Source organism: Shigella sp. FJ200513 (genome assembly GCF_040495915.1).
Taxonomy (GTDB): Bacteria; Pseudomonadota; Gammaproteobacteria; order Enterobacterales; family Enterobacteriaceae; genus ECMA0423.
This window is the reverse complement of sequence record NZ_JBDYCV010000027.1, coordinates 1-13,479: the sequence shown is the minus strand read 5'-3', so window position 1 is coordinate 13,479 and position 13,479 is coordinate 1. Positions and strand designations below refer to the sequence as shown.

The following is a 13,479-nucleotide window of genomic DNA, read 5'->3' as shown; positions in this document are numbered from 1 at the left end:
GGCCTACAAAACTGAAACGCATGTAGGCCTGATAAGACGCATCAGTGTCGCATCAGGCAGTTGTTGTCGGATAAGGCGTGAAAGCCTTATCCGTCCTGGAATGAGGAAGAACCCCATGGATGTCATTAAAAAGAAACATTGGTGGCAAAGCGACGCGCTGAAATGGTCAGTGCTAGGTCTGCTCGGCCTGCTGGTGGGTTACCTTGTTGTTTTAATGTACGCACAAGGGGAATACCTGTTCGCCATTACCACGCTGATATTGAGTTCAGCGGGGCTGTATATTTTCGCCAATCGTAAAGCCTACGCCTGGCGCTATGTTTACCCGGGAATGGCTGGAATGGGATTATTCGTCCTCTTCCCTCTGGTCTGCACCATCGCCATTGCCTTCACCAACTACAGCAGCACTAACCAGCTGACTTTTGAACGTGCGCAGGAAGTGTTGTTAGATCGCTCCTGGCAAGCAGGCAAAACCTATAACTTTGGTCTTTACCCGGCGGGCGATGAGTGGCAACTGGCGCTCAGCGACGGCGAAACCGGCAAAAATTACCTCTCCGACGCGTTTAAATTTGGCGGCGAGCAAAAACTGCAACTGAAAGAAACGACCGCCCAGCCCGAAGGCGAACGCGCGAATCTGCGCGTGATTACCCAGAATCGTCAGGCGCTGAGTGACATTACCGCCATTCTGCCGGATGGCAACAAAGTGATGATGAGCTCCCTGCGCCAGTTTTCTGGCACGCAGCCGCTCTACACACTCGACGGTGACGGCACGTTGACGAATAATCAGAGTGGCGTGAAATATCGTCCGAATAACCAAATTGGCTTTTACCAGTCCATTACCGCCGACGGCAACTGGGGGGATGAAAAGCTAAGCCCCGGTTACACCGTGACCACCGGCTGGAAAAACTTTACCCGCGTCTTTACCGACGAAGGCATTCAGAAACCGTTCCTCGCCATTTTCGTCTGGACCGTGGTGTTCTCGCTGATCACTGTCTTTTTAACGGTGGCGGTCGGCATGGTTCTGGCATGTCTGGTGCAGTGGGAAGCGTTGCGCGGCAAAGCGGTCTATCGCGTCCTGCTGATTCTGCCCTACGCGGTGCCATCGTTCATTTCAATCTTGATTTTCAAAGGATTGTTTAACCAGAGCTTCGGTGAAATCAACATGATGTTGAGCGCGCTGTTTGGCGTGAAGCCCGCCTGGTTCAGCGATCCGACCACCGCTCGCACGATGCTGATTATCGTCAATACCTGGCTGGGTTATCCGTACATGATGATCCTCTGCATGGGCTTGCTGAAAGCGATTCCGGACGATTTGTATGAAGCCTCAGCAATGGATGGCGCAGGTCCGTTCCAGAACTTCTTTAAGATTACGCTGCCGCTGCTGATTAAACCGCTGACGCCGCTGATGATCGCCAGCTTCGCCTTTAACTTTAACAACTTCGTGCTGATTCAGCTGTTAACCAACGGCGGCCCGGATCGTCTTGGCACGACCACGCCAGCCGGTTATACCGACCTGCTTGTTAACTACACCTACCGTATCGCTTTTGAAGGCGGCGGGGGTCAGGACTTCGGTCTGGCGGCAGCAATTGCCACGCTGATCTTCCTGCTGGTGGGTGCGCTGGCGATAGTGAACCTGAAAGCCACGCGAATGAAGTTTGATTAAGGGAGATAACAAAAATGGCAATGGTCCAACCGAAATCGCAAAAAGCACGTTTGTTTATTACTCACCTGCTACTGCTACTTTTTATCGCGGCGATTATGTTCCCGCTGCTGATGGTCGTCGCTATCTCGCTGCGTCAGGGAAACTTCGCGACCGGTAGCCTGATCCCGGAGCAAATCTCCTGGGATCACTGGAAACTGGCGTTAGGTTTTAGCGTTGAACAGGCTGATGGTCGCATTACGCCACCGCCATTCCCGGTACTGCTGTGGCTGTGGAACTCGGTAAAGGTCGCTGGGATTTCCGCGATTGGCATTGTGGCGCTCTCCACCACCTGCGCCTACGCTTTCGCCCGTATGCGCTTTCCAGGCAAAGCGACGCTGCTGAAAGGAATGCTGATTTTCCAGATGTTCCCGGCAGTACTTTCACTGGTCGCGTTGTATGCGTTGTTTGATCGTCTGGGTGAGTACATTCCATTCATTGGCCTGAATACTCACGGCGGCGTAATTTTCGCGTATCTGGGTGGGATTGCGCTGCATGTCTGGACCATCAAAGGCTATTTCGAAACCATCGACAGTTCGCTGGAAGAAGCGGCTGCGCTGGATGGTGCGACACCGTGGCAGGCCTTCCGCCTTGTCCTGTTGCCGCTGTCAGTACCGATTCTGGCGGTGGTATTCATCCTGTCGTTTATCGCTGCCATTACTGAAGTTCCGGTCGCGTCGCTGTTACTGCGTGACGTAAACAGCTACACCCTGGCCGTGGGGATGCAGCAATACCTCAACCCGCAAAACTACCTGTGGGGTGACTTTGCCGCCGCTGCCGTGATGTCTGCATTACCGATCACCATCGTCTTCTTGCTGGCTCAACGCTGGCTGGTCAACGGCCTGACGGCAGGTGGTGTGAAAGGTTAAAGATGTTGTTCTGCCAATGTTATGCCGCTGCACCCTCAACTTACGTTATCCCAACTTGTGACTATTATTCGGCGCTCCACGGAGCGCCTTTTTTTCTTTCGTCTGCAATCTGAATCGTTCGCCGGTTAATATTCCCATCATAGAACTTATTATTTTTACGTTATTTGTTTTCCCACTTACGATAATTCTCTTTCGTGCTCTGAGTCACGGCAATAGTATTGTTTCATCAATTTTTGATAATTATCACAATTAAGATCACAGAAAAGACATTACGTAAACGCATTGTAAAAAATGATAATTGCCTTAACTGCCTGACAATTCCAACATCAATGCACTGATAAAAGATCAGAATGGTCTAAGGCAGGTCTGAATGAATACCCAGTATAATTCCAGTTATATATTTTCGATTACCTTAGTCGCTACATTAGGTGGTTTATTATTTGGCTACGACACCGCCGTTATTTCCGGTACTGTTGAGTCACTCAATACCGTCTTTGTTGCTCCACAAAACTTAAGTGAATCCGCTGCCAACTCCCTGTTAGGATTTTGCGTAGCCAGCGCTCTGATTGGTTGCATCATCGGCGGTGCCCTCGGTGGTTATTGCAGTAACCGCTTCGGCCGTCGTGATTCACTTAAGATTTCTGCTGTCCTGTTTTTTATTTCTGGTGTAGGTTCTGCCTGGCCAGAACTTGGTTTTACCTCTATAAACCCGGACAACACAGTACCTATTTATCTGGCAGGTTATGTCCCGGAATTTGTTATTTATCGTATTATTGGCGGTATTGGCGTTGGTTTAGCCTCAATGCTTTCACCAATGTATATTGCGGAACTGGCTCCAGCTCATATTCGCGGAAAACTGGTTTCATTTAACCAGTTTGCGATTATTTTCGGGCAACTTTTAGTTTACTGCGTAAACTATTTTATTGCCCGTTCCGGTGATGCCAGCTGGCTGAATACTGACGGCAGGCGTTATATGTTTGCCTCGGAATGTATCCCTGCACTGCTGTTCTTAATGCTGCTGTATACCGTGCCAGAAAGTCCTCGCTGGCTGATGTCACGCGGCAAGCAAGAACAGACGGAAAGTATCCTGCGCAAAATTATGGGCAACACGCTTGCAACTCAGGCAGTACAGGAAATTAAACACTCCCTGGATCATGGCCGCAAAACCGGTGGTCGTCTGCTGATGTTTGGCGTGGGCGTGATTGTAATCGGCGTTATGCTCTCCATCTTCCAGCAATTTGTCGGCATCAATGTGGTGCTGTACTACGCGCCGGAAGTGTTCAAAACGCTGGGGGCCAGCACGGATATCGCGCTGTTGCAGACCATTATTGTCGGAGTTATCAACCTCACCTTTACCGTACTGGCAATTATGACTGTGGATAAATTTGGTCGTAAGCCACTGCAAATTATCGGCGCACTCGGAATGGCAATCGGTATGTTTAGCCTCGGTACCGCGTTTTACACTCAGGCATCGGGTATTGTGGCGCTACTGTCGATGCTGTTCTATGTTGCCGCCTTTGCCATGTCCTGGGGTCCGGTATGCTGGGTACTGCTGTCGGAAATCTTCCCGAATGCTATTCGTGGTAAAGCGCTGGCAATCGCGGTGGCGGCCCAGTGGCTGGCGAACTACTTCGTCTCCTGGACCTTCCCGATGATGGACAAAAACTCCTGGCTGGTGGCCCATTTCCACAACGGTTTCTCCTACTGGATTTACGGTTGTATGGGCGTTCTGGCAGCACTGTTTATGTGGAAATTTGTCCCGGAAACCAAAGGTAAAACCCTTGAGGAGCTGGAAGCGCTCTGGGAACCGGAAACGAAGAAAACACAACAAACTGCTACGCTGTAATCTTCCTGTCCAGCACGCCGCGCCATTTCGGCGTGCTGTCTTTTTACTCCCGCTTCAGCCGTTTCGAATTACACAGCCACAGGGTGATCACCAGTAACAGGATCGCAGCCGAGTAGATCAACACATCCAGTGGCGATTTATGATCGACGATGATCAAGCGCACAATGGCGGTGATCCCAATATAGACAAAGTAACGTAGCGGGAAGTGAAAACCGGACTGAAAGTACTTCACAATCAGCGCGATAAATTCGAAATAGAGAAAGTAAACCACCAGTCCTTCTACCAGCTCATATTTGCTGGTTTGTTCTGGCGCGAACAGCACATCAGCCAGATGCACCGTTTCTTTGCCGAGGAAGACAACCAAAATCAGGCCGAGGCACAGCAGGCCAAGATTGAGTACGGTCTGCAAAATGGTGGAGATAAACTCCACGCGCGGACGAGAGAGTGACGTCATAGCAGTACCTCCTTCACAGTGGCGAGCTTCCTGTATAACGCAAAAATGTGACGGAGATCTATATTTTTTGTGTATGTTTTGTTCAACCTGGATTTGGAGCGCGCCTCCACCAAAGCCGGATATACCTACCCGTAGGCCGGATAAGCCGCGCCTGGCGGCGCATCCGGCAAGACAAACCGCACCAAAGCCGGTAATTCAAAAATCACCCATTCAGGTGATTCCCAGCCACCAGCAATGCGCGAAAAATCGACAATGTTCCTCTGGAACAAATGAAACGTAACCTGATAAAGGTGGTAAAAATGAAGCCTTATTTTGCTGCTTTGATGTTATCAGTCTCTGTTCTTCCTGCTTATGCTGGTCCGCTCGGTACTGCTGATAAAGCCGACCTACCGCAAAGCAATGTCTCCAGCCCAATGATGGCCCAGTCGCTCAGGCAACCAGACCTGCAACCGATATCGACGGACAGGAAGACAGAATGTTTTCGCCTTTACACACCAGATCGTAAACCGGGGGTGAACTGCGTTCCTGATGGCTCAACAGGTCATTAAGAATGAGGGTGCCAGTGAGTGCGAAAACTGGCACCTTTCCCATGACTTAGCGGAAATTTACGCTACGGTCGCTGGTCATGTCATACAACTGGAACTTACGCCCAAGTTGCTGACCACCGTCACGCGTCAGCGGCGTCCAGCTAATCGCCGCACGGCTGCGTGTCGGGCCAGACGAGAAGAGATCCAACGGTACCGAGACATACACGCCTTTGGTGAAGTCCCCTTCGCCGTACTCCTCTTTCGAAACGTTGGTGATCGTGGCATAGCCACCCACCACCACGCCGCTGTCAAAGCGTTTAGCGATCTCCAGCGTGCCGCCTTTATCCCCTGCCAGATACTGCCCGACGCTGGCTTTCACCAACACGTCCTGGGCGAAAGATGGCGTCCAGTAGGCGGTCAGATGTCCGGTTTTCACGCTGTAGTCGGTGAATTTCATCATATCTTTTGCACTACGCCAGTCGCGCTGTTTAACGTAGTTGGCATCCAGACCAAACGCCCAGTTACTGTCCAGCGGACGATACAACACTTCGGCCCCCGCACCGCCAAACATGGTTTCGAGATAACCTCCATAGACCTGACCGTAGAAGCCGTTGCCCAGATGCTGGAAGTAGTTGGCTTGCAGGTTATTCACATAGACATCGTTCTGCACATACTCGCGCACATGGGTACGAACGCGCGGTAAGTGCGAGTCCTGCGGTGGATTGGTGTAGTTAAACTTGTCGTAGTTGTTGGCAAGATTTGCAAACAGGCTGCCGGTGGTCAGTAGATGGTCCGTCAGCCACAAATCTGCCGTTCCCATCACGCCCAGCTGATACATGTAAAAGTTTTCCGGGCCACCGACCGACTGGTTCAGCACCGGATCGATATGGAAATCAAAGCGTGATTTGTCGATATACCAGCCCTGCTCGGTGGACTTCGGAACCACTGGCTCGACGCGTTTGTGCGCCAGCGTCGTTTCGTGGCCCAACGGCTCTCCGGCGAGATGATTTTTCAGGCTGGCGACATCGGTTTCCGTCGTCACTTGCGGCATGTTAAGGCGATTTTCCGTAATGCGGATCGTTTTGATCCCATCCGGCAGATCGTTCATCACGATCCGATTAGCACGGATGATCCCTTCGCGCGAATCACGATATTTCACCTGCTCGCCGGTAACATACAGCGTATCGCCTTTCGCCTGGATCTGCGGATCGGCAAGTCCGGCGTTGTATTTCAGCAACGTTAACTGATTCGCCACCACCGAATGCTGCAAAATGGCATCCTGCGGCTGCGGTTGATATTGCGGGCGGGCGTTATCGATGTAGGACGGGCGCAGATCGTTAAAGTTGGTGCGCAGCGTGACGCCAAACATAAAGGTGTTGCCACGTTCATAGCTAAGGTTAACGTCGGCCCAATCGGTAACGCGATAAATCGCCCCGACGTTAAACTTACTTTTTTGCTCCAGCTTCCCGGCAAAATCCTGCTGATAATTATTACCTTCATACTCCAGTTTCAGACGCAGCGGTTGCCAGGGCGTCTGGTATTCCACGCCGCCAAACAGTGAGGCAGGACCGTGGAACATCTGGCTACCGTCGATAGATCCCGCCTGTTTGTAGCTGTTATCGCGATAGCAATATTTATCACTGGCTGAACAGAGCGGATTTTTTACATTACCGCTGGTGCCCAGATATCCCCAGCCCAGGCCGAGCGTAAAATCGAACGGCCCCCAGGCTTTGCTGGCAACAAGATATTCCGCATCAAACAGCCCCGTACCGCCGATATCCCGCGCACCAACCGCCACTTGCGGCAGCCAGTAACTCTCTTCCCACAAACGCAGTTTGAGATCGAAGGCTTTATCTTTATACGTTTGATCGCCAGAGAACGCTTCGACGCTGCTGTACTGCCGGGTGCGCACGTCGGTGTAGCGCAGCGTTGTTTCCAGCCACGGGAAGAGTTGCACTGAAGCTGAGTAATAACGGTACTGATCGTTATCGCGATAGTTCAGACTCAACTCCCCTTCCCGTGCCATACGCGCGGTGGGAGTTTGTAATAATCCTACGCCACCGAAATCCGACTGCGACGGACCAATGGGCGCAGGATATGTTTCGCCGTAGCAAGCTGTGCTAATGCCCAGCGCCAGTAAGCTAAGCAGATGTCTTTTTTTCATTATTGGGGTATCCGCTGCGTCAGAGTCTGAAGAATGTCGGCGTTAAGGGCATCAGGCGTCTCACTCCAGACGGAATCTGCGAGGCCAACATAAATAATGCTGCCGGGCATCGGCTCTACGTGACGCTTGTTCCAGTAAGCCACCGGCGCTTTTTGCGTGCGTCCGTCCGGGTAAACGACCCACGCGTAGCTGCGATCCGCACCGCTGAGCAGGCTCTGGTCAGAGAGATAGCTCGCCACGTCGCGACCTGGAGTGAATGGCTGATTGCCAGGATGGCTGATAAGCCCGAACAACGTGACCGTGGACGGCGGTGGTCCGACCCACAGCGTGTAGTTGCCCTGCAACGGCGGGTTACCGCGTTCGGCAACGCGGACGATATCGGGATCAAGATTGATTTTTTGCCTGCCTGTCACTTTCAATGCCTGGATTTGCTGGCGTAAGGCGTTAATGGCGGCGGCATCGTCGGTGCTGGAATCTGCGCCCTGTTCTGCCAGCCGTGTCAGCAACGCCTGCTGCTGACGCAATGCTGCCGCCGTTGCCAGCTCTTCGCTAATCACCGCACCAGGCCACCAGCTGTTTGCCAGTCGAGGTTGCCCTACCAGATCGATTAAATGCTCTGCGCCCGTTAGCGTTTTGGCCTCACTGCTGCCATTGCTGAACACCTTGACGGTTCCTGCCGCGAAGACCGATGACGCTCCCACACTCAAAAGCAACGCGACAATAGTTTGTTTAATCATTGTTTTGCCGCCTTGATGAGAGTGGTTTTCACCGGGAAATAATCCGCGCCGAGATACTGTTCCGACTGGCGAATTTGCCCTTCGCTGTCGATCCAGTAGCGGTTATGCCAGCGCGCCTGGTCGGTGGAGACTTCTTCGTCCAGCACGCGAACCAGGGTTTCATCGCTGCCGACCTTGACGGTATCGGTGCCATCCCATTTGAAGACTGAGCGTGCGGTGGCGTAGCGTACCTGCTGGTACTCGGTCCAGCCCATCGTGCGCGTCCATGTTGCACCATCAACAATTTGTGCGGGTTTAATCAGCGGGTCGGCGGCAAGGTTATTCACTTCAATCAGGTTGTCGCCGCCAAGCAAAGTCTTCACCAGACGACCATGTTGTGTGACAAGAGTGGCTTGATCCTGAGTGACCCATTTTTGTTGTCCGTCTTCAGCGAAGGCCAGCACCACAAACAATTGCGGCCCGCCATTAAGCTGCATGTACTGGCTGGCGTAGGGCATATTTTGAATATCATCGTCCGTCAGCTGTACGCCTGGCGTGCCGAACAGACTGTCCCACAGTGAATTGCCCAGCTCTTTAGTCGTGGCTGAACAGGCCTGTAATAGCAGGCAGATAAGAATGAGTGCAGGTCGCTTCACGACTCTTCTCCAGAGGGGCAGAATAACCACACCGGAGTGTGGTTATGGTAAATCCCTTCATACTTCAAGCCACAGATGCAATGACTCAAATTATTTTGGGGATACATACTTTATTACTGGGTACTGGTGGTCGTGGTTGTGGTGGTCCCGGTATTAGAACCATCACCGCCACCGGTTGCCGCGAGCGCGACACCCACCGCCGAGCTTACGGTGCTGACGCTGGTCGCGGAGGAACTCCCCGCCGAAACCGACGTTGCTGCCGACTCTGCCGCTTCGCCCACCTGTACAGGTGCAGCCCACGCAGAAGTCGCCGCAAGCGCAGATATGGCAAAAATGCCATACAGAACTTTTTTCATAACAATTTCCCTTCATTGAATGAATGGAGATTTACCCAAAAACATTTCGGGCGGGATCGAGTATACACAACTAAAGCATGCGAATTACGGCGCGGGGAATTAGCGATGGAGTTTTAGGATAATTGGAATGAATATCAAATATAAGTTTCAACTTATATTTAAATAACAATAAAAATCATAAGCTTAAAATAAAAAACAAAAGTAATTAATCTGCGTATTCTCCGAAATAAACAACGATTAAAAATCTATTTTAGGATTAACCTCACGGTATGATTTCCGTTAAATCACAGACAAGGGGATTTATCTGATAAAACAATGCCGACTTATTGTCGGCATTGTTTTTAAGGTTATTTAACTCCTCATACTATGCATTAATGTCGATATTGGCATCAGGCTCCGGTTGCCGGATGCGGCGTAAACGCCTTATCCGGCCTACATATCGGCATCAGGCACGCATGATGATTAACCGCGCCACGCTTTATAGCGGTTAATCAGACCATTGGTCGAGCTATCGTGGCTGCTGATTTCTTTATCATCTTTCAGCTCTGGCAGAATACGGTTTGCCAGTTGTTTACCCAGCTCCACGCCCCACTGGTCGAAGGTGAAGATGTTCAGGATCACGCCCTGAGTAAAGATTTTGTGCTCATACAGCGCAATCAACGCACCCAGGCTGAACGGAGTGATTTCGCGCAGCAGGATGGAGTTGGTCGGGCGGTTACCTTCGAACACTTTGAACGGCACCACGTAGTCAAGCGTTGCCGGATCTTTACCCTGATCGCGATATTCCTGCTCAACCACTTCGCGGGATTTACCAAACGCCAGCGCTTCGGTCTGGGCGAAGAAGTTAGACAGCAGTTTCTGGTGGTGATCAGAGAGCGGGTTATGGGTGATAGCCGGGGCGATGAAATCGCACGGTACCATTTTGGTTCCCTGGTGGATCAGCTGGTAGAACGCGTGCTGACCGTTAGTGCCTGGTTCACCCCAGATAATCGGGCCAGTCTGGTAATCCACAACGTTACCGTTACGGTCAACATACTTACCGTTGGACTCCATATTGCCCTGCTGGAAGTACGCCGCGAAACGGTGCATATACTGGTCATACGGCAGAATCGCTTCAGTTTCCGCACCAAAGAAATTGTTGTACCAGATGCCAATCAGCGCCAGCAGGACAGGCAGGTTTTTCTCGGCAGGCGTGGTGGAGAAATGCTTGTCCATTGCGTGTGCGCCAGAAAGCAGTTCAACGAAGTTATCAAAGCCGATGGAGAGAACAATCGACAGGCCAATCGCTGACCACAAAGAGTAACGGCCGCCGACCCAGTCCCAGAACTCGAACATGTTGGCAGTATCAATACCAAACTCGCCAACGGCTTTGGCATTGGTTGAGAGCGCCGCAAAATGTTTCGCAACGTGTTTTTCATCACCTGCCGCTTTCAGGAACCAGTCACGCGCGCTATGGGCGTTGGTCATGGTTTCCTGAGTGGTGAAGGTTTTAGATGCTACCAGGAACAGCGTGGTTTCCGGGTTTACTTTTTTCAGCACTTCCGAGATGTGAGTCCCATCGACGTTAGAAACAAAGTGCATGTTCAGGTGGTTTTTGTACGGACGCAGTGCTTCGGTCACCATGTACGGGCCGAGGTCAGAACCGCCGATCCCGATGTTCACTACGTCAGTGATTGCTTTGCCGGTATAACCCTTCCACTCACCGGAGATAATCGCTTCCGAGAAGGTTTTCATCTTCTCCAGCACCGCGTTGACTTCTGGCATAACATCTTTGCCATCAACCAGAATCGGGGTATTGCTACGATTACGCAGCGCTACGTGCAGCACGGCGCGGTTTTCAGTGCGGTTGATCTTCTCGCCAGAGAACATCGACTTAATCGCGCCCGCCAGATCGCACTCTTTCGCCAGATCCTGTAATTTCGCCAGCGTCTCTTCAGTGATGCGGTTTTTGGAGTAATCCACCAGCATCTGATCGTCGAAGGTTGCGGAGAACTTAGAAAAACGATCGCCGTCTTTAGCAAAAAGATCGGCGATCGTAACGTCTTTCATTTCATCGAAGTGTTTCTGTAGTGCCTGCCAGGCAGCGGTCTGCGTTGGATTGATGTTTTTCATTAGCAATACTCTTCTGATTTTGAGAATTGTGACTTTGGAAGATTGTAGCGCCAGTCACAGAAAAATGTGATGGTTTTAGTGCCGTTAGTGTAATGTTGAGTGTAAACCCTTAGCGCAGTGAAGCATTTATTAGCTGAACTACTGACCGCCAGGAGTGGATGAAAAATCCGCATGACCCCGTCGTTGACAACCGCCCCGCTCACCCTTTATTTATAAATGTACTACCTGCGCTAGCGCAGGCCAGAAGAGGCGCGTTGCCCAAGTAACGGTGTTGGAGGAGCCAGTCCTGTGATAACACCTGAGGGGGTGCATCGCCGAGGTGATTGAACGGCTGGCCACGTTCATCATCGGCTACAGGGGCTGAATCCCCTGGGTTGTCACCAGAAGCGTTCGCAGTCGGGCGTTTCGCAAGTGGTGGAGCACTTCTGGGTGAAAATAGTAGCGAAGTATCGCTCTGCGCCCACCCGTCTTCCGCTCTTCCCTTGTGCCAAGGCTGAAAATGGATCCCCTGACACGAGGTAGTTATGTCTGAAATTGTTGTCTCCAAATTTGGCGGTACCAGCGTAGCTGATTTTGACGCCATGAACCGCAGCGCTGATATTGTGCTTTCTGATGCCAACGTGCGTTTAGTAGTCCTCTCGGCTTCTGCTGGTATCACTAATCTGCTGGTCGCTTTAGCGGAAGGGCTGGAACCTGGCGAGCGATTCGAAAAACTCGACGCTATTCGCAACATCCAGTTTGCCATTCTGGAACGTCTGCGTTACCCGAACGTTATCCGTGAAGAGATTGAACGTCTGCTGGAGAACATTACTGTTCTGGCAGAAGCGGCGGCGCTGGCAACGTCTCCGGCGCTGACAGATGAGCTGGTCAGCCACGGCGAGCTGATGTCGACCCTGCTGTTTGTCGAAATCCTGCGCGAACGCGATGTTCAGGCACAGTGGTTTGATGTACGTAAAGTGATGCGTACCAACGACCGATTTGGTCGTGCAGAGCCAGATGTAGCCGCGCTGGCGGAACTGGCCGCGCTGCAGCTGCTCCCACGCCTCAATGAAGGCTTAGTGATCACCCAGGGATTTATCGGTAGCGAAAATAAAGGTCGTACAACGACGCTTGGCCGTGGAGGCAGCGATTATACGGCAGCCTTGCTGGCGGAGGCTTTACACGCATCTCGTGTTGATATCTGGACCGACGTCCCGGGCATCTACACCACCGATCCACGCGTAGTTTCCGCAGCAAAACGCATTGATGAAATCGCGTTTGCCGAAGCGGCAGAGATGGCAACTTTTGGTGCAAAAGTACTGCATCCGGCAACGTTGCTACCCGCAGTACGCAGCGATATCCCGGTCTTTGTCGGCTCCAGCAAAGACCCACGCGCAGGTGGTACGCTGGTGTGCAATAAAACTGAAAATCCGCCGCTGTTCCGCGCGCTGGCGCTTCGTCGCAATCAGACTCTGCTCACTTTGCACAGCCTGAATATGCTGCATTCTCGCGGCTTCCTCGCGGAAGTTTTCGGCATCCTCGCGCGGCATAATATTTCGGTAGACTTAATCACCACGTCAGAAGTGAGCGTGGCATTAACCCTTGATACCACCGGTTCAACCTCCACTGGCGATACGTTGCTGACGCAATCTCTGCTGATGGAGCTTTCCGCACTGTGCCGGGTGGAGGTGGAAGAAGGTCTGGCGCTGGTCGCGTTGATTGGCAATGACCTGTCAAAAGCCTGCGGCGTTGGCAAAGAGGTATTCGGCGTACTGGAACCGTTCAACATTCGCATGATTTGTTACGGCGCATCCAGCCATAACCTGTGCTTCCTGGTGCCCGGCGAAGATGCCGAGCAGGTGGTGCAAAAACTGCATAGTAATTTGTTTGAGTAAATACTGTATGGCCTGGAAGCTATATTTCGGGCCGTATTGATTTTCTTGTCACTATGAGGTAGCCTGAGTTTAACGGACACTCCTTCCTGAAATAGAATGGCATCAGAAGGAGCTAATAATGAGCAGAAAAACCGTAAGCGCCCCGAGAAGTACGTAGCGTAAGGATTATTTTACAGACGAGAAGTTCCAGGGCAGCAGTTCATGCACTT

The 13,479-nt window shown here is 51.8% G+C and carries 12 protein-coding genes and 1 riboswitch; of the genes, 5 read left to right on the top strand and 7 right to left on the bottom strand.

Annotated elements, in window-relative coordinates; translation table 11 throughout:
- Positions 1-115 precede the first annotated feature (115 nt).
- From malF to xylE, 3 genes are all read left to right on the top strand, one after another.
- The gene (malF, locus tag ABZJ92_RS08320) at positions 116-1,660 is read left to right on the top strand and encodes a maltose ABC transporter permease MalF (RefSeq protein WP_001297290.1); all 1,545 of its coding nucleotides are present in this window, start codon (positions 116-118) and stop codon (positions 1,658-1,660) included.
- A gap of 14 nt (positions 1,661-1,674) precedes the next feature.
- On the top strand, positions 1,675-2,565 hold the full coding sequence (malG, locus tag ABZJ92_RS08315; RefSeq protein WP_001252058.1) for a maltose ABC transporter permease MalG: 891 nt from the start codon (positions 1,675-1,677) through the stop codon (positions 2,563-2,565).
- 370 nt (positions 2,566-2,935) lie between these two features.
- Positions 2,936-4,411: a D-xylose transporter XylE gene (gene xylE, locus ABZJ92_RS08310; RefSeq protein WP_001097282.1), complete on the top strand. Its 1,476-nt coding sequence runs from the start codon at positions 2,936-2,938 to the stop codon at positions 4,409-4,411.
- A 43-nt stretch (positions 4,412-4,454) separates the two neighbouring features.
- Here xylE and psiE read toward each other — a convergent pair whose 3' ends face one another.
- Positions 4,455-4,865: a phosphate-starvation-inducible protein PsiE gene (gene psiE / locus ABZJ92_RS08305; RefSeq protein ID WP_000202902.1), complete on the bottom strand. Its 411-nt coding sequence runs from the start codon at positions 4,863-4,865 to the stop codon at positions 4,455-4,457.
- Positions 4,866-4,990: 125 nt separating this feature from the next.
- Positions 4,991-5,134, bottom strand: coding sequence for a hypothetical protein (locus ABZJ92_RS08300; RefSeq protein WP_000487766.1), 144 nt, complete (start codon positions 5,132-5,134; stop codon positions 4,991-4,993).
- Here ABZJ92_RS08300 and ABZJ92_RS08295 point away from each other — a divergent pair, their 5' ends adjacent.
- Positions 5,135-5,413, top strand: a complete 279-nt coding sequence (locus ABZJ92_RS08295; protein WP_001295279.1) for a periplasmic protein — start codon at positions 5,135-5,137, stop codon at positions 5,411-5,413.
- Positions 5,414-5,459: 46 nt separating this feature from the next.
- Here ABZJ92_RS08295 and ABZJ92_RS08290 read toward each other — a convergent pair whose 3' ends face one another.
- From ABZJ92_RS08290 to pgi, 5 genes are all read right to left on the bottom strand, one after another.
- Positions 5,460-7,556, bottom strand: coding sequence for a YjbH domain-containing protein (locus ABZJ92_RS08290; protein ID WP_000745744.1), 2,097 nt, complete (start codon positions 7,554-7,556; stop codon positions 5,460-5,462).
- Positions 7,556-8,293 carry a capsule biosynthesis GfcC family protein gene (locus ABZJ92_RS08285; RefSeq protein ID WP_000595564.1) on the bottom strand — a complete coding sequence of 246 codons (738 nt, stop codon included), beginning with the start codon at positions 8,291-8,293 and terminating at the stop codon, positions 7,556-7,558. Before ABZJ92_RS08285 ends, ABZJ92_RS08290 begins: the two co-directional genes overlap by 1 nt.
- Entirely contained in the window at positions 8,290-8,928 is a 639-nt protein-coding gene (locus ABZJ92_RS08280; protein WP_001341739.1) for a YjbF family lipoprotein, read from the bottom strand. Before ABZJ92_RS08280 ends, ABZJ92_RS08285 begins: the two co-directional genes overlap by 4 nt.
- A 113-nt stretch (positions 8,929-9,041) precedes the next feature.
- Positions 9,042-9,284, bottom strand: coding sequence for an exopolysaccharide production protein YjbE (gene yjbE / locus ABZJ92_RS08275; protein WP_000757326.1), 243 nt, complete (start codon positions 9,282-9,284; stop codon positions 9,042-9,044).
- Between the two features lie 462 nt (positions 9,285-9,746).
- Positions 9,747-11,396, bottom strand: a complete 1,650-nt coding sequence (gene pgi, locus ABZJ92_RS08270; protein WP_000789994.1) for a glucose-6-phosphate isomerase — start codon at positions 11,394-11,396, stop codon at positions 9,747-9,749.
- A gap of 236 nt (positions 11,397-11,632) precedes the next feature.
- Positions 11,633-11,829, top strand: a riboswitch (Lysine riboswitch).
- Between the two features lie 91 nt (positions 11,830-11,920).
- On the opposite strand from pgi, the gene lysC reads away from it, so the two are divergent.
- Complete coding sequence (gene lysC, locus ABZJ92_RS08265; RefSeq protein ID WP_001290322.1) at positions 11,921-13,270, top strand: lysine-sensitive aspartokinase 3; 1,350 nt, start codon at positions 11,921-11,923, stop codon at positions 13,268-13,270.
- The last annotated feature ends 209 nt before the right edge of the window (positions 13,271-13,479 follow it).